Source organism: Modicisalibacter sp. 'Wilcox', assembly GCF_010993675.1.
GTDB lineage: Bacteria > Pseudomonadota > Gammaproteobacteria > Pseudomonadales > Halomonadaceae > Modicisalibacter > Modicisalibacter tunisiensis.
Genome location: NZ_WNXF01000005.1, coordinates 188,854 through 208,184, shown reverse-complemented (window position 1 = coordinate 208,184; position 19,331 = coordinate 188,854). Strand labels below are relative to the sequence as shown.

The following is a 19,331-nucleotide window of genomic DNA, read 5'->3' as shown; positions in this document are numbered from 1 at the left end:
CTGACATGCTGGCCGAGAACACGACACCGCGTGCCTGGCTGGCCGAGCTGGCCGGCCGGGTGCGTGGCTGGCTGTGGCTGACCGGCGCCGCCGGGCTGCTGGCGGGGCTGTGCACCGTGGCGCAGATGGGACTGCTGGCCTGGCTGGTGGACCAGCTGGTGACCCGGTCGCGCGACCCCGCCGAGCTGAGCCCTGCCTTCGGCCTGCTGCTGGGCGTGCTGGCGCTGAGGGCCGTCGCCCAGTGGGCGCAGGAGCGGGCGGGCTTCGAGGCCGGCCGCCGCGTGCGTGAACGGGTGCGAGAGCAGCTGCTCGATCACCTGGTGGCGCTGGGGCCGGTCGGGCTCGGCGATCGCCACACGGCGGGGCTGGGCCAGCAGTGGGTCGAGCAGGTCGAGGCGCTGGACGGCTATTTCGCCCGCTTCCTGCCGCAGCTGGGGCTGGTGATGGCGCTGCCGCTGGTGATCCTGGCCGTGGTGGCCTGGCTCGACTGGCTGGCGGCGCTGCTGCTGCTGGCCTCGGCGCCGCTGATTCCGCTGTTCATGGCGCTGGTGGGCATGGGCGCCGAACGCCTCAATCGCGAGCAGTTCGAGTCGGTGACCCGGCTGGCCGGTCACTTCCTCGACCGGGTGCGCGGCATCGCCACTCTGCAGCTGTTCAACCGCGCCCAAGAAAGCACCCGGGAAGTGTATATCGCCGCCGACGACTATCGGCGTCGCAGCCTGCGCACGTTGCGCCTGGCCTTCCTGTCCTCGGCGGTGCTGGAGTTCTTTGCCTCGGTGGCGATCGCCGTGGTGGCAATCTATATCGGCTTCGGCCTGCTGGGTTACATCGCCTTCGGGCCCGCCGATTCGCTGACGCTGTTCAGTGGCCTGCTGATCCTGCTGCTGGCGCCGGAGTTCTTCCAGCCGCTGCGCACGCTCTCCCAGCATTACCACGACCGGGCCGCGGCACTGGGCGCGGCCGACGGGCTCGTCGCGCTGCTCAAGGAGCCGGCAGAGGCACCGTTCCAGACGGCGACGGGCTCCCGGGAGGCACCGTTCCAGACGGCGACGGGCTCCCGGGAGGCACCGCGTATAACGCTGAGGGGCGTGACGCTGCGCCATCGCGGGCGCGACGCCTGCCTGGGCCCTTTTGACCTGAGCGTGGCGCCGGGCGAGTGCGTGGCACTGGTGGGGCCGTCCGGCAGCGGCAAGTCGTCGCTGCTGCAACTGCTGGGCGGCTTCCTGGCGCCGGAGGGCGGCGAGGCGACGATCACGCCGCGTGGGCCGGCTGCGTGGATGGACCAGCGCCCCTGGCTGGTGCAGGGCAGCCTGGCCGACAACCTGCGCCTCGCCGCGCCGATGGCCGACGAGGCGGCGCTGTGGCAGGCGTTGCGCGAGGTGCGCCTCGATGGACTGGTGGCCGGGCTGCCGGCGGGGCTGGACACACCGCTGGGCGAGCGCGGAGTCGGACTGTCCGGCGGCCAGGCGCAGCGCCTGGCGCTGGCGCGGGTGTTCCTCGCCGAGGCGCTGCTGCTGCTGCTCGACGAGCCCACCGCGGGGCTCGATGCGGACACCGAGGCGGCGGTGATCGAGGCGCTGCAACGGCTGATGCGGCGCGGGGCGACGGTGGTGATCGCCACCCATCAACCCGCCCTGTGCGCGGCCGCCGATTGGGTGCTCGAGCTGACCTCGATGGATGCAAGCCGGGAGGCCGCGGATGTCTGAGCGTTGGAAGGTATCCACTTCAGGCCGCGATTCGCTGGTCGCGGACTTCCGCCCCTGGCTCGGCCGGCTGGGGCGTCGCCGTCGCCGCCTGTGGCTGGGCGGGGCGCTGATGCTGCTGACGGCGGCCGCGGGGATCGGTCTGCTGGCACTCTCCGGCTGGTTCATCACCGCGACCGCGGTCACCGGTGCCCTGATCGCGGCGGGCGTAGCGGCGACGCTCGAGGTCTACGTGCCGGGCGGCGGCATTCGTGCCTTCGCCGTGACCCGCACCGTGGCGCGCTACACCGAGCGTCTCTACAACCACGACACGGTGCTGCGGGTGCTGGCGGACCTGCGGGCCGATCTGTTCGCCGTGCTGGTGCGGCTGGACGGCCAGGCGTTGTCGCGGCTGCGGGCTGCGGAGTGGCTCAACCGCCTGACCGCCGATATCGATACCCTTGACGGCCTGTACCTGCGCCTGCTGGCGCCGCCGGTGGTCGCCCTGTTGGCGATGCTGGCGGTGGTGGGGCTGCTGGGGCTCATGGCGCCCCCGGTGGCTTGGGGAGCCGGCCTGGTGCTGATGGCGCTGTGGGGCTGGCTGGTGATCGGTCAGCCCGCCTGGGGGATGGCGCCCGGGCAGCGCGAGGTGGTGACCCGCGACCGGCTGCGCAGCCGGATGATCGAGCTGCTGCAGGGGCTGGCGGAGCTGCGCGGCTACGGCACCCTGGCGCCACGGCGCCAAGAGCTGGCGGCACTATCCCGGCGGCTGTATGCCGATCAGCGCCGGCTGGCGGCGCGTCAGGGGGTGGCCCAGGCGCTGGTCGGCTGCGGCGTGAGCGCGGCGGCGGTACTGGCGCTGTGGCTGGGCGCCCGGGCCCACGCCGCCGGGCATATCGGTGCCGCGACCCTGGTCATGTTGCCGCTGGCGGTGCTGGCGCTCGGCGAGGTGTTCGGTGCACTGCCGGGGGCCTTTACCCGCCTGGGCGGTACCCGCGCCGCGGCCCGCCGGCTCAATGCACTGGTCGCTACCTCGGGGCGGATTCGTCCGCCACGGGAGGCGCGGCGGTTGAGCGAGGCGATGCCGGCGCTGGCACTCGAGGGCGTCACGCTGCGCTACCCCGATGCCCTGACCGCGGCGCTCGACGACCTCTCGCTGACGCTGCACCCCGGTGAACGGCTGGCGCTGCTCGGCGCGTCGGGGGCCGGGAAGTCATCGATCGGCCAGCTGCTGACTCGCCAGATCGATCCGAGCACCGGGCGTGTCACCGTCGACGGCACCGATCTGCGCCAGGTCTCGCTTGACGATCTGCGCGATCGCATCGCCTGCCTGACCCAGCACAGCGAGCTGTTTCAGGCCTCGGTGGCCGACAACCTGCGCCTGGCCGACCCCGAGGCCGACGAGGCCGCCCTGTGGCGGGTGCTCGAGGCGGTGGATCTGGCCGAATGGGCGCGTTCGCTGCCCGAGGGGCTGGAAACCCGGGTCGGCGAGTCGGGTCGGCGCGTCTCCGGCGGTCAGGCGCGGCGGCTGGCGTTGGCCCGGGTGCTGCTGCGTCCGGCGGACGTGGTGATTCTCGACGAACCCTTCACGGGACTTGATGACGCCACGGCAGCTCGGGTGGCGTCGCGCCTGGATACCTGGCTGGCCGAGTGCAGCGTGCTTTATCTGGCTCACGACGCCTCACGGCTGCCGGGCGTGACACGAGCGTTGACGCTGAGCGAGGGGCATCTACGGTAGCGACTTTGCCCAATTGGTCAGGTCAGGCAAGATGGAGGTTCCATCGACTGCGGAGGCCCATGATGCGTGACTGGCTGAAAACCCTGCCCAAGGCGGAACTGCACCTGCATATCGAGGGGACCCTGGAGCCGGAGCTGATGTTCGAACTGGCCGGGCGCAACGGCATCACGCTGCCCTACGATTCGATCGAGGCGGTGCGCCGGGCCTATGATTTCAGCGACCTGCAGTCCTTCCTCGATCTTTACTACCAGGGCATGGCGGTACTGCGTACCGCCGATGATTTCCGGGACCTGGCGATGGCTTACTTCCGCCGGGCCCACGCGGAAGGCGTGGTCCACGTCGAGCTGATGTTCGACCCTCAGGCACATCTGGCACGCGGCGTGGCCCTGGCGGTGCCGTTCGAGGGACTGCAGCGGGCGATGCGTCAGGCCGAACGCGAACTGGGGCTGTCGACGGCGTTGATCCTGAGCTTTCTGCGTGACCGGCCGGCCGAGGAGGCGATGGCGGTACTCGATCAGGCCGGCGACTACCTGGCTGTGGTCGATGCGGTCGGGCTGGACAGCGCCGAGCGGGGCAATCCGCCGGAGAAGTTCGCTGCGGTGTTCGCTCGGGCGCGTGACCTGGGTCTGCCCCGGGTCGCCCATGCCGGCGAGGAGGGGCCCGCGGATTACGTCCGTCAGGCCCTCGATGTGCTCGATGTCTGCCGGATCGATCATGGTGTACGCTCGCTCGAGGATCCGGCGCTGGTCGAGCGACTGCGCGAATCGCGAGTACCGCTGACGGTCTGCCCGTTGTCCAACCTGCGTCTGAAGGTGGTCGACACCCTGGAGGCGCATCCGTTACCGGCAATGCTCGACGCCGGCCTGAACCTGACGCTCAATTCCGACGATCCGGCCTATTTCGGCGGCGGCATGCTGGAGAACTTCCTGGCCTGTCGGCAGGCGTTCGGTTGGGATCGGGAAACCTTCCGGCGACTGGCCCGCAATGCGGTGGAGGCGGCGTTCATGACGCCGGCGCGGCGCGAGATGCTGCTGGCGCGCATCGACGCGGCATGAACGCGTCCGAACCTGGGTAGTAGCGCAATCAGCAAACCGGGGGAACACGAAAAAGGGGCGGCGTCCGGAGGAGCGAACCGCCCAACAGCGCAAGTCGAGCGAAGAGGGTCAGGCCGGCTGGCCGGGGGCGTGCGACACCCGGTGCGTCGGTACGGCGTCGCGCTGGTGCACGCAGCGGCCGTTGGCCCAGGTGGCCTGAACGGTGCGATCGTCACCGAGAATCATCAGCGCGAAGAGCAGCTCGTCGAGGCGCCGGGCGTGCGCCGTGCGGCGTGCCAGCAGTGGTGTGGCGCGTGGATCGAGCACCACCAGGTCGGCCTCGCCGCCTTCGCGGAGGCTGCCGATGTGTGCATCCAGGTGCAGGGCACGGGCGTTGCCCAGGGTCAGGCGGTAGAAGCCCTGCCAGGCGGTAAGCGGCTGGCCAAGCAGCTGGCCCACCTGATAGGCCGCCTTGAGGGTGCCGAAGCCGGACAGGTCGGTGCCGCCGCCCACGTCACTGGCCAGCGAGATGTTGAGACCCGCCTCGCGGCATGCCCGACGATCGAAAAGGCCGCTGCCCAGGTACAAATTGGAGGTCGGGCAGAAGGCGATGTTGGCGCCGGCCTGGGCGAGCCGCTTGCGCTCGCCGTCCGACAGATGAATGCCGTGGGCGAAGGTGCTGCGCGGCCCCACCAGGCCGTAGCGCTCGTAGACCGCCAGATAGTCGCGGGCCTCGGGAAATAGCTCGGCCACCCAGTCGATCTCGCCGCGATTTTCCGAGAGGTGACTCTGCAGGTGCAGGTCCGGTGCGTTGCGCAGTACGCCGCCGACGGCATCGAGCTGCTCGCGGCTCGAGGTGGGCGCGAAGCGTGGCGTCAGGGTATAGCCGAGCCGGTCGCGACCGTGCCAGTCGGCGATCAGCCGCTCGCTGTCGGCGATGCCGCCCGTGGCGGTGTCGGTCAGCGCCTCGGGCGCGTTGCGATCCATCAGCACCTTGCCGGCGAGCATCCGCAGCCCGCGCTTCCGGGCGGCGGTGAAGAAAGTATCCACCGACACGGGATGCGAAGTGCAGAACACCTGTGCGGTGGTGGTACCGACGCGTAGCGTCTCGTCGAGGAAGGCCTCGGCGACGGTCTCGGCGTGGGCGCGCTCGGCGAAGCGGCACTCCTCGGGGAAGGTGTACTCGTTGAGCCAGTCGAGCAGCTGACGGCCGTAGGAGGCCATGATGTCGAGCTGCACGTAATGCACATGGGTATCGATGAACCCCGGCAGGATCAGCTTGCCACGGTAGTCGACCATCTCGAGACCCGCCGGCAGGTGCGGGGCGAGCGTGGTGTACTCGCCGACGGCGTGGATGCGACCGTCCACCAGCCACAGCGCGCCGTCCTCGATGTGCAGGACGCTGCCCGGTTCCGGGGTATCGCCCTCGCCGGGGTCATTGAGAAAGCCGACCAGCGTGCCGCGCAGCAGGCGGGAATCGGTCATGTGGGGTCTCCAGAAGCGGTTGCAGGTGTCGGTTGCGCCGACGGCGGCGGCGCAAAGGCGGCACGCAGCGTCCCGGGGTCAACGCCACGCTCGTCGCGACGCGCCTCGCGGGGCTTGAGGGTGAGCAGTTCGGCGACCACGGCCACGGCGATCTCGTAGGGCAGCTTGCCGTGGGCGCCCGGCACGCCGATCGGGCAGCGCACGCGCACCAGGGCGTCGGCGGTGTGCCCGGCATCGCTCAGCCGGCGCCGGAAGCTGGCCCACTTGCTGGCCGAGCCGATCAGGCCGATCGAGGCGCAATCACCACGCGTGAGCAGGGCGTCGACCAGTGCGCGATCCTCGGCGTGGTCATGGGTCATCACCAGGGCATGACAGCCGGCGGGCAGGGCAGCGACGGCCGCCTCGGCCCGGGGTGCCGTGTGGCATGCGAGGCGGGGGCGATCGGCCGCCCAGTCGGGAAACGCGGAGCGGCGGCTGTCGTGCCACAGTACGCGCCAGGGCAGCGGCGCCATCAGCCTGACCAGCTCCTGGCCCACATGACCGGCGCCGAACAGCGCCACGGTCATCGCCGCGCCGGGAAAGACCTCCAGCAGGACATGCACATAGCCGCCGCAGCACTGGCCGGAGCGCGCGCCCAGCGGAAAGGCTTCCAGCCGGGTGCTCGGCCGGCCGTCGGCCAGCGTCCGCCGGGCGGCGTCGATCACCTGAAACTCGAAGCTGCCGCCGCCCAGGGTATCGTGGACGGCATCGGCGGTGATCACCATCTTGGCCCCCGGCTCGCGCGGGGTGGAGCCCGCCGTGCCCACCAGGCTGGCCAGCACGTGGGGTTCGGCGGCGTCCTGCAGGCGATGCAGCGCCTCATGCCAGATCATGCTGCGTCTCCTGCGCGGTGGTCGACGCGCCGCCGCGGCGCAGGGCCTCGGCGGCCATCAGCACGCGCTCGGGCGTGGCCGGGGTGTCCAGTCGCGGGCAGACGCGATAGTCCGCCAGGCTGGCCAGGGCGTCGCGCAGCGCCGACCACACCGACATGCCGAGCATGAAGGGCGGCTCGCCCACCGCCTTGGAGCGGTAGATGCTGGCCTGCGAGTTGGGGTGACCCTCGAGCAGCTCGACGTTGAACACCGGCGGCTGGTCGCCGAAGGCGGGAATCTTGTAGGTCGCCGGTCCGTCGGAGATCAGCCGGCCCTTGGCGTTCCACTTGAGTTCCTCGCTGGTCAGCCAGCCCATTCCCTGGATGAAGCCGCCTTCCACCTGGCCGATGTCGATGGCCGGGTTCAGCGAGTCGCCGACGTCGTGAAGGATGTCGACCCGGGTGAGGCGATACTCGCCGGAGAGGGTGTCGACCTCGACCTCGGAAACCGCCGCGCCGTGGGCGTAGTAGTAGAAGGGGCGACCCTTGCCGGTCTCGCGGTCGTAGTGGATCAGCGGCGTCGAGTAGAAGCCCTTGGCCGACAGCGACACGCGGCCCAGGTAGGCGGCCTGCACGAGCTCGCCCCAGGGGATGCGGCGGTTGAAGGCGACGAGCTCGCCGCCTTCCAGGCGCATGCCTTCGCGGTCTATCTGGTAGTGCTCGGCGGCGAAGTCGAACAGCCGCTCGCGCAGCTGGCCGGCGGCGTCGCGGGCCGCCATGCCGTTGAGGTCGGCGCCGCTCGAAGCCGCGGTGGGCGAGGTGTTGGGCACCTTGTCGGTGCGCGTGGCGGTGATGCGCACGCGCCGGGTATCGAGGCCCAGCTCGCGGGCCACCACCTGACAGACCTTGGTGTGCAGGCCCTGGCCCATCTCGGTGCCGCCGTGGTTGATTATCACGCTGCCGTCGGTATAGACGTGCAGCAGCGCGCCGGCCTGGTTGAGGTGCTTGGCGGTGAACGAGATGCCGAACTTCACCGGCGTCAGTGCCAGACCTTTTTTTATGATTGGGCTCGTGGCGTTGAACGCGGTGATCGCCTCGCGGCGCTGCCAATAGTCGCTGCTCGTCTCGAGGCGCTCGATGAGCTCGCTCATCAGCGGGTGCTGGTCGACGGTCTGGCCATAATGAGTCACGTCGCGCTCGGCGCGGTAGAGGTTGCGCTTGCGCACCGTCAGCGGGTCCTCGCCGACGTGGCGGGCGATATCGTCCATTGCCTGCTCTATGATCATCATGCCCTGCGGACCGCCGAACCCGCGAAAGGCGGTATTGGAGGCGGTGTGGGTGCGGGCGCGATGGCCGGTGACCCGGGCCTCGCCCAGCGAATAGGCATTGTCGGCGTGGAACATGGCGCGGTCGACCACCGCCTCGGAGAGGTCCGGCGAATAGCCGCAGTCGCCGATCACGGTGATGTCGCCACCGGCGAGCACGCCCCGGGCGTCGAAGCCCAGCCGGTAGCGGTTGTGGAACGGATGGCGCTTGCCGGTGGCGCGCATGTCCTCGGCACGCGGCAGGCGCAGCCGGGCGGCGCGTCCCGTACGGCGTGCGACGAGTGCGGCGATGCACGCCCAGGGCGAGGCCTGGGTCTCCTTGCCGCCGAAACCGCCACCCATGCGCCGGGTCTCCACGGTCACCGCATGGAAGGGGATGTCGAGCACCTCGGCGACCAGCTTCTGGGTCTCGCTGGGATGCTGGTTGGAGGTGTAGACGACGACGCCCTCGTCCTCGGTGGGGGTGACCAGGCACGCCTGGCCTTCCAGGTAGAAGTGCTCCTGCCCACCGACGAACTGTTCACCCTCGAGCGTGAACGCGGCGCCCGCCAGGGCCGCCTGCCAGTCGCCGCGCTCCTGAACGTGGGTGGGGCGAACCACGTCGCCGTGCTCGGCACTGGCGACCGGGTCGAGGCTCGCCGGCTGTTCGTCGATCTCGACGACGACTTCCCTGACTGCCAGGCGCGCCGCCTTGTAGCTGGTGGCGGCGACCGCGAAGAGCGTCTGGCCGAGGTAGCTGATCTCGTCGTCGACGAACAGTGGGTCGCCGGGGAATACCGGGCCGATATCCGTGTGCCCCGGCACGTCGACGACGGTGACGACGTCGACCACGCCGGGGGCACGCTTGACCGCCTCGAGATCGAGCCGGGTCAGGCGACCGTGGGCCACCGGCGAGAAGCCCAGCGCCACGTGCAGGGCGTCGGCGGGCGCCGGGATGTCGTCGATGTAGGCGGCGCGCCCGGTGACGTGCTTGATGGCGCTCTCGTGGGCCTGGGCCGTGCCCGCGCCGGCGGCCCCGGTTTCACGAGCCAGGGGACCGTCGCCCTTGTTGCGGCCCTGCTGCGTCTCGCGAGCGCGGGCCGACGCGGCGTCGATCTGGGCCGGCTGGCCCGAGGCGGGGGCGGTGTCGGGCGCCGTTCGGGAAAGCTTAGTGAGCGTACGCATCGAGACACACCTCCATGGCCGGGTTGTTGTTGTCAGTATCGAGGGTCAGGCGCAGGCGCTCCAGCAGGTTGACCGCCGTGACCAGGCGATACTCGCGGGAGCCGCGGACATCGTCGAGCGGATCGAATTCGCCGCGCAGGGTGGCCCTGGCCGTCGCGAAGATCGCCTGACTGGGTACCTGGTCTTCGAGCACGGCTTCGGTGGCGCCGGCGCGCCTGGGAATGCCGGCCATGCCACCGAAGGCCAGATGCACGTCGCGCATCACGCCGTCTTCCAGGCGCCAGGCGAAGGCGGCGAGCACCGCGGAGATGTCGTCCTCGCGGCGCTTGGAGATCTTCCACACCTTGAGCTGGCGGCCTTTGGCCGGTCTGGGCACGAAGATCGCGCTGAGGAACTCGCCGTCCTTCAGCGCCGTCTTCTTGTAGTCGAGGAAGAACTCCCCGATGGGCAGATCGCGTTCGCCATCGGGGCCGTCGAGGCGCAGGGTCGCGTCGAGGGCGAGCAGCACCGGTGGGGTGTCGCCGATCGGCGAGGCGTTGGCGACGTTGCCGCCCAGGGTGGCGCGGTTGCGGATCTGCTGCGAGGCGAAGCGGTGCATCAGGTGCGAGAAGGCCGGATAGGCGTCCTCGAGCAGCGGCTCGATGCGCCGATAGGTGACGCCGGCGCCGATCCACCAGCCATCGCCGGTCTCGTCGATGCGCTGGAGTTCGGCGACCCGGGTGACGTCGATCAGCGCGTCGAGCGACTTGAGCTGCTGGGTGCTTTCCAGCCACAGATCGGTGGCGCCGGCGACCAGGCGCGCCTTGGGCAGGCGCCGACGCAGGTCGCGCAGTTCGGCGAGGTCGCGGGGCGGGCGAAGAAACCTGTCGCCTCGTTCGGTGCCGAGTTCTTCCGGGTGGCGTCGTGGGCCAGGGCGGCGACGTCGGCCGGCAGCTGCGGGTCGTCGGCCCAGGTCGGATGGGTATCCGGGTAGTCGCTCATGCACAGCGCCGCATCACGGATCGGCCGGTAGCCGGTGCAGCGGCACAGGTTGCCGCCGAGGGCCGCCTCGAGGCGCTGCGGCGTCAGCGGGGCGGGGGCGCGACGCTGCGATTCGTGCAGCGTGAACAGCGACATCACGATGCCCGGCGTGCAGAAGCCGCACTGGCTGCCGTGACAGTCGACCATCGACGCCTGGACGGGATGCAGCGCATCGCCGCGGGCGAGTCCCTCGACGGTGACCAGGTGGCAGCCGTCGATCTGGTGGGCAGGCATGATGCAGGCATTGGCCGTGTGGTAGGCGAGTTCGCCGCTGTGGTCGGGAGTGCCGATCGCCACGGTACAGGCGCCGCAATCTCCCGAGGCGCAGCCTTCCTTGGTGCCGGTGCGCCCCAGATGCACGCGCAACAGTTCGAGAACGCTGGTGTCGGGCGGCACGTCGCGGCACTGCTGGCGCTGCCCGTTGAGATAGAAGTCGATCATCACGGTGGCTCGTTGTTGTTGCTGTTCGAGTATCAAGTCATTTTGACCAAATGGTCAGGTTCGTGAAGCGTGGCGTATCCGCCGGGGGAATGCAAGCCGTGCAGCGGGAAGTTCGCCGCGGCGTTGAGTCTGCCGGTCAGCTGGGGCAAGCTGGCGGCTTTGAGCGGCAGGATGAGCTGATGACGACCCCGCTACCGCCCGATGCCACGCGCACCCGGCTGCGCAACGAACCGCGGATTCTCGACGCGGCCGAGAACGTCTTCGCGCGTCACGGCTATCGTGGTGCCAGCGTGCAGGCCATTGCCGAGGCGGCCGGGCTGCCCAAGTCCAATGTGCTGTATTACGTCGGTAGCAAGCGCAAGCTCTACGTGGCGCTGCTCGAGCGCATGATGAGCCGTTGGAACGCCATGCTCGATGACATCAGTGTCGAGGACGACCCCGCCGAGGTGCTCGAGGCCTTCATCCGCAGCAAGATGACCCTGACACGAACGCATCCGGAGGGCTCGCGGCTGTTCGCCGCCGAGGTTCTGCAGGGCGCCCCCTTCCTCCAGGAGTACCTGCGCGGCGAGTTGCGCGACTGGGTTCGCCAGCGCGCCCGGGTCTTCGAGCAGTGGAGCGAGCGCGGCCTGATGGACCCGGTCGATCCGGTATGGCTGATCTTCCTGATCTGGTCGGCGACGCAGCACTACGCCGACTTCGAGGCCCAGGTGCTGGGGATTACCGACCGGGAGCGGCTCGATGATGCGGACTACCGGTCGGTCACCGACTTTCTCTGTCGGGTCATTCTCAAGGGATGCGGCGTGACGCCACGCGGCCCCCAGTAGAGGGCCACGCGGCCGTACCTCAGAACTTCCAGGTCACCATGGCCTGCGGGTTGTGCTCGTCGGCACCCTCGATGCCGTACTTGTTCTTCCAGTACTGGTACTCGACGCCGGCATAGAGACGATCGCTGGCTCCCCAGAAATCCCCCACGTCGAGCAGCAGCTGCGGGGCACTGTTGATGTTGTGCCCGACATGGCCTTCCGATCCGGCATAGTCGAAGTGGCCCTTGAACAGCCACTTCGTGCTGGCGAGATCGAAGTGCGACCCCCATACCAGGGTGACCTGCCAGGTGTTGCCGGGCAGGTCGGTGTCGTCGCGTACGTAGGTGTTGAGCTGGAAATAGTCCATGCCCGGGACATCGAGGTCGAAGCCCAGCCCATAGAGGCGTCGATTGATGTTCTCGCCCATCTCGAGCTGGCCGGCGATCAGCACGTCGCTGACGGGGCCGGCGCCCAGGTCGCTGCCGGTGATCTTGCCCAGGCTCAGGCGCGGGGCATATTCCCCGTAGATGTTGGGCAGGGTCTTGCCGTCACGGTCGCCTTCGAGGTTGGTGTAGTCGAAGAAGAAGTAGTTGTCGCCATACTCCCAGCCGTTGGCCACCTCGTAGGTGGCGATGCTGCGCTGCTGGTCGCCGAGCGCGTAGTCCCAGCCCTTGAGCAATGACAGCGATGCCTGGGTCCAGGCGTGGGCGGTGCCGGTGACGCCGACCAGAAGCAGGCCGGCGGTGCAGGCGGAGACGAGACGGGGCGGTGCTGAAGCCTGAATCATGCTTCCCTCTTTGTATTCAATGTTTGTTTTTGTTGTGTGTCACAACGGTATACAAAAATAGCATCATTTGTGCACTTTTTGAGGGTGCCGGTGTGTTCGTGAATAATTCGAAAGGATTCACTGCACTGCGAGAGAAAACGCGGTGCCTCTTGTCGCCATCCAGGCCGGTCTGCAGAGGATTGTCATGGCCGCACGTTCTGCGCCGATTGCCGCGGGGCGCCGGACTCTGCCGAGAGATGGCCTGCGCCGGGAGGTCGGCGGCAGGACAGCGTGATCGGGTATACATGGTCTTGAGCCGCATAACGTGCGATGGTGGTCGCAGTGCGGTGTAACGAGGAGAAGGGCAATGACCACATCCTGGCAGGAGACGGTGCTGGCCGATGTGTCGGGACGCGGGCGGATCAGTGACCCGCAGATCGTCGAGATGATCCGTCAGGCGGTGCTGACCCAGCGTCTGCCGCCGGGGACCCGATTGCCCGAGGTGACGCTGGGCGAGATCTTCGGGGTCAGCCGCTCGGTGGTGCGCAAGGCACTGACGCGACTGGCCTCGGATCATGTGATCGTTCAGCAGCCCAATCAGGTGGCGCGCGTGGCGGCGCCGAGCGTCGAGGAAACCCGCGAGATCTTCGCCGCGCGTCGTCTGATCGAGGGCGAGGTGGCGGCGCTGCTGGCCGGAAACCTGAGCGCCGAGCAACGTCATGAGCTGGCCGCGCTGATCGAGCGCGAGCAGGAAGCCCACGAAAGGGGGGATGAAGCCTCGCGCGTGGAATGTTCACTGGCCGTTCACCGCTACCTGGCCGACCAGTCGCCCAACCGGGTGCTGGGCGCCATGTTGGCGGATCTGATCCTGCGCACCTCGATTGTCATTGCCTTGTACAAGCGTCCGGGGATGGAGGCCTGTTACCTGGATCACGACCATGCCGATCTGCTGACCTTGCTCGAGAGCGGCCCGGCTGAAGCGGCTCGTCGCCGCATGCACGACCATCTGAGCGAGCTGGAAGCGCTGCTGGATCTACGGGCCCAGGAGGCGCGCATCGACCTGGCCGCGATTCTGGGCGGCGTGGCCTGAACGGGCGACCCGAAAATTATCTGTACAAGACTTGTACTACAGGCGGGGCTGGTCTATGTTTAGGGCGTGTTCAACGCTCCCTGCTGTCCCGTTTGAGCACCTTTGGGCCGGCCTCGCACGAGGCCGGCCGTTTTATTTTGCAGCGGCGACTTCAGGCGCGGCTCAACGCGTTTCCTTCCAGAGCTGCAACAGGGCGGCCTTTGCCCCATTGCGACGCGCCGCGTACTCCGCCACGCGTCGGGCGTTGGCACGCTGCGCCGCCGTCATGGTGGGCATTTCCGCGTCACCAAGACCGACGGTGAGATTGCGTCCGACAGGGGAGGAACGGTTTTCGCGAGAAGCGGGCCGGCTCAAGGCGGGCAGGTCGAGTGTCGGTGTCGGTGTCGGGGGCATGGGCATGGGGCTCTCCTTTGCCACATCGGGGGTGAGTGGAACGGCGTGGGCTTGTCGCGTGACGTCTGCATCACGTGAGGCGTGACTCGTTCGCTGCCGTCCGGGCCGGGCCGGGATCATCACTGGCACCATCGTTCGTAGGCATCGGGGTCTGTCGAGCCAACGGCGAGAAGGTCGGGGTCGATGCCATCGAGACCTCCCCGGTTCTGCCATTCGTGGACGGTGTCGCAGTATTCCTGCTGGCTGGGGGTGGTGAAGGCGGGTTGCGAGGCCGCGGGCTTCAGGGCGACCAGGCCCATGGCGGCCAGCACCATGCCGGTGGTGCCGAAGGCAATGCTTTTATGCATTTTTATGTTTCCCTACGTAAAGATGCGTTAAAAAATCTAGCAGGTCTTCCGCAGGGTTCAAGTCTTCCGGGGGCCGGCATGCGCCCGACCATGACGTGCATCATCAGTCGAGGCGTTGGTGCCTGACACGGCCGGCCGGGGGATGTCAGGCGCGACTATTGGTGCTTCTTGCACCAGCTGGCATAGGTGGCGGGATCGCCCGACCCGGCGGCGAGCAGGTCCGGATCCGGCCCTTCGCTGCCCCCCAGCTTTTGCCATTCCTCGATCTGTTCGCAGTATTGCTGCCTTTCGCGGAGCGTGGCGCTCGATTCCTGCGACGCTTGATGCGCCTGGTAGCCCAGAATGGCGATGACTGCGAGGATGCCTGTCGTGATTCCCAGGGCGGCAAGTTTGTACATGGGACAACTCGTTTTGTAATTCAATGTTACGAATTTAGCAGTTGAGGGCTGTCGCTGTCATGTGGCTGCCGTCACGGCTCAGCAGATGCGCGGCAGCTGCTCGCCGCTGAGCATGTCGATGATCCGCTCGACGCCGAGCGCGCCCCGGCAGGTGACCTCGCCGGCCGGCCCCTCCTTCACCGCGCCGATGACGACCGCGCCCGAGGCCGGCGCATGGCACCTCAATGCGCCCAGCGCCCGCTCGGCCTCGGCGCCCGGCACGAAGGCGACGAAGCGCCCTTCGTTGGCGACCTGGAGCGGGTCGAGGCCGAGCAGCTCGCAGGCCGCCAGCACGTGATCGGCAACGGGGATCGCGGCTTCGTCGATGCCGATGGCCCGTCCGGCGGCCTCGGCGATCTCGACCAGGGCGCTGGCCAGCCCGCCACGCGTCAGGTCGCGCAGGCAGTGCACCGTGACGCCCGCCGCGAACAGCGCCAGCACGGCCTCGGCGAGCGGGGCGCAGTCGCTCTCGATGACGGTCTCGAAGCCGAAGCCCTCGCGGGCCGCCATGATCGCCATGCCGTGGCGGCCGATGTCGCCGCTCAGGATCACGGCATCGCCGGGTTCGACGCCGGCGGGGCCGACCGGCGCCGGCGCCACGACCTGGCCGATCCCGGCGGTATTGATGAACAGGCCGTCCGCCTTGCCGCGCTCGACCACCTTGGTGTCGCCGGTCACCAGGCGCACGCCGCTGGCCGTCGCCGCCGCGCCCATCGAGGCGACGACACGCCGCAGCACCGCGAGCGGCAGCCCCTCCTCGAGGATCAGGCCGACGCTCAGGTAGCGCGGGCGGGCGCCACACATGGCGAGGTCGTTGACGGTGCCATGGACGGCCAGCGTGCCGATGTCGCCGCCGGGGAAGACCAGCGGCCGGACGACGTAGGAGTCGGTGGTGAAGGCGGCGGGACCGTCGAGCGCCAGCAGCGCGCCGTCGTGTCGGCGGTCGAGCTCCGCATCGGCGAAGGCCGGGCGGATGAGCGCATCGATCAGCCGCGCCATGGCGCGTCCGCCGCCGCCATGGGCGAGCTGCACCGTATCGCCCGCACCGGCGGGCAGCGGGCAGGCCAGCCGGAAGTCGTCGTCGCGGCTCATGAGCTCCTCGCAGGGATGCTGCGATAGCGGTAGTAGGCGGCGCAGGCCCCCTCGGCGGAGACCATGGTCACGCCGAGCGGGTGCTCTGGCGTGCAGCGGGTGCCGAAGGCGGGGCAGTCGGTCGGCTTGCACTCCCCCTTGAGCACGCGGCCGCTGATGCATTCGCCGGTGGCCTCCCGGTCGAGGGCCACCGGGCCGAAGCGGTTCTCGGCGTCGAACGCCGCGTAGGCGTGGGCGAGGCCGAGGCCGCTGTCGGCGATGTCGCCGATGCCGCGCCAGCGCCGCGGGATGACCCGGAAGACCTCGCCCATGACCGCCAGCGCCGTCCGGTTGCCGGCCCGGCGGACGACGCGGCTGTACGGGTTCTCGACCTCGGCCCGGCCGGCCTCGAGCTGGCGCACGCAGCGATACACGCCCTCGAGGATGTCGAGCGGCTCGAAGCCGGTCACCACGATCGGCACCCGGTAGTGGGCGGCGAGCGGCAGGTACTCCTCGTAGCCCATCACGGTGCAGACATGGCCGGCGGCCAGGAAGCCCTGGATGCGGTTGTCCGGCGCGTCGAGGATCGCGCGCATGGCTGGCGGCACCAGCACGTGCGAGACCAGCAGCGAGAGGTTGCCGAGGCCCTCCTGCCGGGCCCGGTAGGCCGCCATGGCGTTGGCCGGGGCGGTGGTCTCGAAGCCGACGGCGAAGAACACCACCTCGCGGCGGGGGTTGCGGCGGGCCACCTCCAGCGCGTCCAGCGGGGAATAGACCGCCCGCACGTCGGCGCCGCGCGACCGGGCGGCCAGCAGGTCGCCGCCGCTGCCGGGCACGCGCAGCATGTCGCCGTACGAACACAGGATGACCCCCGCGCGGCCGGCGATCGCGATCGCCTTGTCGACGTATTCGACCGGCGTCACGCAGACCGGGCAGCCCGGCCCGTGCACGAGGCTGACGTCCGGGGGCAGCAGCCGGTCGATGCCGAAGCGCACGATGGCGTGGGTCTGGCCGCCGCAGACCTCCATCAGCGTCCAGGGGCGGGTCACGGTGCGCGCGATGGCGTCGGCCAGGGTGCGTGCCGCCCGGCCGTCGCGGTACTCGTCACGGAATCTCACGGCGCCCCTCCCGGTCGTCGAGCGCGTCGATCTCGCGCAGGTGGTCGAAGATGCGCCCCGCCTCCGCCGCATCGAGGATGCCGATCGCGAAGCCGACGTGGACCAGCACGTGGTCGCCGATCACCGCCTCGGGGACATAGGCGAGACTGACCTGCTTGACGACGCCGCCGAAATCGACGCGGCCGACCCGCATCAGCGGATCGTCCCCCGCCATGCTCAGCAGGCGTCCGGGTATCGCTAGGCACATGGTGATTCTCCCGCGTGTTCCATCCAGCCGGCCCAGACGGCCTGGCCCAGGGCGAGGCCGCCGTCGTTGGGCGGGATGCGGCGATGCCAGAGGGGCTCGAAGCCGCCGGCGCGCAGGGCGGAGACGGCGACCTCGGTCAGAAACGTATTCTGGAAGCAGCCGCCGGAGAGCACGACGGTGCGTTCGCCGGCGTGCTCGGCGGCGGCCACGATGGCCGCGGCGAGGCCGCGGTGCCAGGCGTCCGCGATGACGCCGATATCGACGCCGGCGCGGATGTCGGCGAGCAGGGCGTCGAGCGCCGGCCGCCAGTCGAGTTCCGCCACGGCGCCCTCCGCCGCCTCCCGCAGCGGGAAGGCGTAGGCCGCCCCGGACGTGCCCGGGCCTGCCGCCCACTCCAGGCGCATGGCCGCCTGGCCCTCGAAGCTCGAGCGCTGGCAGAGGCCGAGCAGGGCGGCGCAGGCATCGAACAGCCGGCCCATGCTGGAGGTCGGCGGGGCGTTCACGCCGCGCGCGAGCAGCGTCCCGAGGATCGTCCGCTCGCCCGGGGCGAAGGCCGCGAGCGGCGTCAGGTCGGTCATGCCGAGGGCGCGTTCGCCGTAGGCGGCGTACAGCAGGCCCAGGGCGGCACGGCGCGGCTCGCGAACGGCCGCCTCGCCGCCGGGCAGCGGGAAGGGGCGAAGGCGGGCGATACGCCGCCAGCCGCTCCCGGACACCCGCAGGAACTCGCCGCCCCAGATCGTGCCGTCGGGCCCCAGGCCGGTACCGTCCCAGGCGGCGCCGAGCGCCGGCGGCGCCCGGCCGTGCTCGGCCAGACAGGCGGCGACATGGGCCAGGTGGTGCGGGACGGTGACCAGCGGCAGGCCGGTGCGCTCGAGCGTACGTCGCGACGCATAGCCGGGGTGATCATCGCCCACGGCCAGCCGCGGTGTCGCATCCAGGAGCCGGCCGAGGTCGGCGAGCGCGGCGGCATGGGCCCGGCACGCGGCGGCGCTCTCCAGGTCGCCGAGATGCGCGCCGAGCACGACGTCCGTCTCGCGCGTCAGCGCCACGCTCGTCTTGAGGTGACCGCCGCCGGCCAGCAGCCCCGCCCGGATCCCCGCGACCGGGAGGGACGTCGGCGCATGGCCGCGGGCATGGCGCAGGAGCTGCGGCGCGCCGCCAACCAGCTGGGCCAGCGAGTCGTCGAGGGGGCGGACGATGGGACGGTCGTGGACCAGGAAGGCGTCGGCGACGCCGGCCAGCCGCTGCAGCGCCAGGGTCTCGTCGGTGACGATGGGCTCGCCGCCGAGGTTGCCGCTGGTGGCCACCACCGGGAAGCCCAGTTCGCGCAGCAGCAGGTGATGAAGCGGCGTGTAGGGCAGCAGCGCGCCCAGCCGCGGATTGCCGGGTGCCACCGCGGGCGCTATCGGCCCGCCCCGGTACGGGAGCAGCACGATCGGCCGGGCGGCCGACAGCAGCAGGGTCTCGGCGGCGGGCGACACGTCACAGCACGCCTGGATGGCGGCCAGCGACGGGAACATCACGGCGAAGGGCTTGTCGGGGCGCCGCTTGCGGGCGCGCATCCGGGCGACGGCCGCCGCGTCGCGGGCGTCGGCGACGAGATGGAAGCCGCCGAGTCCCTTCACGGCGACGATGCGCCCCTCGCGAATCGCCTGCGCGGCGCCGACGAGGGCGTCATCGTCGCGTGCCAGCACGGCACCGGCGGCCTCCCACAGCGCCAGCCTCGGCCCGCAGGCGGGGCAGGCGTTGGGCTCGGCGTGGAAGCGGCGGTTAGCCGGGTCGTGGTACTCGGCCCGGCACGCCGCGCAAAGGGGGAAGTGGCGCATGGCGGTGCGCGACCGGTCGTAGGGCAGGTCCTCGATGATGCTGTAGCGCGGCCCGCAGTCGATGCAGTTGATGAAGGGATAGCGGTAGCGGCGATCATCCGGGTCCAGCAGCTCGGCGAGGCAGCGCTCGCAGGTCGCCAGGTCCGGGAGCAGCTGCAGGCTGCGGGGCCCGCCGGCCTCGCTCGTGGCGATCCGGAAGCCGGTCTCGTCACGCAGGACGAGCGCGTGGACCTCGATGGCGGTGATCCGGGCGTTGGCCGGCGGTGCGCACCGGATCGCGTCGCGCAGGGCGGCCAGGGCCTCGGGGTCGCCCTGCGCCTCGATGACCACGCCGGCCGGCGAGTTGCGGACCCAGCCGGCCAGCCCGCGTGTCGTCGCCTCCCGGTAGACGAAGGGGCGAAAGCCGACGCCCTGCACGGTGCCCCGGACGCTGATGCGCCAGCGCGCGGCGGCCATCGCCGGCGCGCCGGTCGGAAGTGAGCCTCGTCCCATGG

16 protein-coding genes and 1 pseudogene are annotated in these 19,331 nt (G+C 70.1%); 5 read left to right on the top strand and 12 right to left on the bottom strand.

Going from position 1 to position 19,331, the window contains the following annotated elements; genetic code table 11:
• Positions 1-5: 5 nt before the first annotated feature.
• The 3 genes from cydD to G7A98_RS06930 all read left to right on the top strand — a co-directional run bounded on the left by cydD (position 6) and on the right by G7A98_RS06930 (position 4,475).
• Positions 6-1,706, top strand: coding sequence for a thiol reductant ABC exporter subunit CydD (gene cydD, locus G7A98_RS06940; protein WP_163648818.1), 1,701 nt, complete (start codon positions 6-8; stop codon positions 1,704-1,706).
• Positions 1,699-3,420 (top strand): thiol reductant ABC exporter subunit CydC, encoded by a 1,722-nt coding sequence (gene cydC, locus G7A98_RS06935; RefSeq protein WP_163648816.1) that lies wholly within the window; start codon positions 1,699-1,701, stop codon positions 3,418-3,420. The genes cydD and cydC overlap by 8 nt, the downstream gene beginning before the upstream one ends.
• Before the next feature lie 62 nt (positions 3,421-3,482).
• Positions 3,483-4,475 carry an adenosine deaminase gene (locus tag G7A98_RS06930; RefSeq protein ID WP_163648887.1) on the top strand — a complete coding sequence of 331 codons (993 nt, stop codon included), beginning with the start codon at positions 3,483-3,485 and terminating at the stop codon, positions 4,473-4,475.
• Positions 4,476-4,583: 108 nt separating this feature from the next.
• On the opposite strand, the gene guaD is transcribed toward G7A98_RS06930, so the two are convergent.
• The 4 genes and pseudogenes from guaD to xdhA all read right to left on the bottom strand — a co-directional run bounded on the left by guaD (position 4,584) and on the right by xdhA (position 10,739).
• Positions 4,584-5,939, bottom strand: a complete 1,356-nt coding sequence (guaD, locus tag G7A98_RS06925; RefSeq protein ID WP_163648814.1) for a guanine deaminase — start codon at positions 5,937-5,939, stop codon at positions 4,584-4,586.
• Positions 5,936-6,811 (bottom strand): xanthine dehydrogenase accessory protein XdhC, encoded by an 876-nt coding sequence (gene xdhC, locus G7A98_RS06920; protein ID WP_163648813.1) that lies wholly within the window; start codon positions 6,809-6,811, stop codon positions 5,936-5,938. The genes guaD and xdhC overlap by 4 nt, the downstream gene beginning before the upstream one ends.
• Complete coding sequence (gene xdhB / locus G7A98_RS06915; protein WP_163648811.1) at positions 6,798-9,278, bottom strand: xanthine dehydrogenase molybdopterin binding subunit; 2,481 nt, start codon at positions 9,276-9,278, stop codon at positions 6,798-6,800. Before xdhB ends, xdhC begins: the two co-directional genes overlap by 14 nt.
• A pseudogene (gene xdhA / locus G7A98_RS06910) lies at positions 9,262-10,739 on the bottom strand (xanthine dehydrogenase small subunit). The gene xdhB and the pseudogene xdhA overlap by 17 nt, the downstream one beginning before the upstream one ends.
• 179 nt (positions 10,740-10,918) lie before the next feature.
• On the opposite strand from xdhA, the gene G7A98_RS06905 reads away from it, so the two are divergent.
• Positions 10,919-11,563, top strand: coding sequence for a TetR/AcrR family transcriptional regulator (locus G7A98_RS06905; RefSeq protein ID WP_163648809.1), 645 nt, complete (start codon positions 10,919-10,921; stop codon positions 11,561-11,563).
• A 19-nt stretch (positions 11,564-11,582) separates the two neighbouring features.
• Here G7A98_RS06905 and G7A98_RS06900 read toward each other — a convergent pair whose 3' ends face one another.
• Entirely contained in the window at positions 11,583-12,329 is a 747-nt protein-coding gene (locus tag G7A98_RS06900; protein WP_163648807.1) for an outer membrane protein OmpK, read from the bottom strand.
• Positions 12,330-12,675: 346 nt separating this feature from the next.
• Here G7A98_RS06900 and G7A98_RS06895 point away from each other — a divergent pair, with 346 nt between their 5' ends.
• A complete protein-coding gene (locus tag G7A98_RS06895; protein WP_163648805.1) occupies positions 12,676-13,398 on the top strand; it encodes a GntR family transcriptional regulator in 723 nt (240 codons plus the stop codon).
• Between the two features lie 162 nt (positions 13,399-13,560).
• On the opposite strand, the gene G7A98_RS06890 is transcribed toward G7A98_RS06895, so the two are convergent.
• From G7A98_RS06890 to hypF, 7 genes are all read right to left on the bottom strand, one after another.
• Positions 13,561-13,797: a hypothetical protein gene (locus G7A98_RS06890; protein ID WP_163648803.1), complete on the bottom strand. Its 237-nt coding sequence runs from the start codon at positions 13,795-13,797 to the stop codon at positions 13,561-13,563.
• A gap of 113 nt (positions 13,798-13,910) precedes the next feature.
• A complete protein-coding gene (locus G7A98_RS06885) occupies positions 13,911-14,138 on the bottom strand; it encodes a hypothetical protein (RefSeq protein ID WP_163648801.1) in 228 nt (75 codons plus the stop codon).
• Between the two features lie 155 nt (positions 14,139-14,293).
• Positions 14,294-14,536, bottom strand: a complete 243-nt coding sequence (locus tag G7A98_RS06880) for a hypothetical protein (protein WP_163648799.1) — start codon at positions 14,534-14,536, stop codon at positions 14,294-14,296.
• A 78-nt stretch (positions 14,537-14,614) separates the two neighbouring features.
• A complete protein-coding gene (gene hypE / locus G7A98_RS06875; protein ID WP_163648797.1) occupies positions 14,615-15,667 on the bottom strand; it encodes a hydrogenase expression/formation protein HypE in 1,053 nt (350 codons plus the stop codon).
• Positions 15,664-16,764, bottom strand: coding sequence for a hydrogenase formation protein HypD (hypD, locus tag G7A98_RS06870; protein ID WP_163648795.1), 1,101 nt, complete (start codon positions 16,762-16,764; stop codon positions 15,664-15,666). Before hypD ends, hypE begins: the two co-directional genes overlap by 4 nt.
• Complete coding sequence (locus G7A98_RS06865) at positions 16,751-17,011, bottom strand: HypC/HybG/HupF family hydrogenase formation chaperone (RefSeq protein WP_163648793.1); 261 nt, start codon at positions 17,009-17,011, stop codon at positions 16,751-16,753. The genes hypD and G7A98_RS06865 overlap by 14 nt, the downstream gene beginning before the upstream one ends.
• Entirely contained in the window at positions 17,002-19,329 is a 2,328-nt protein-coding gene (gene hypF / locus G7A98_RS06860; protein WP_205596232.1) for a carbamoyltransferase HypF, read from the bottom strand. The genes G7A98_RS06865 and hypF overlap by 10 nt, the downstream gene beginning before the upstream one ends.
• Positions 19,330-19,331: the final 2 nt, after the last annotated feature.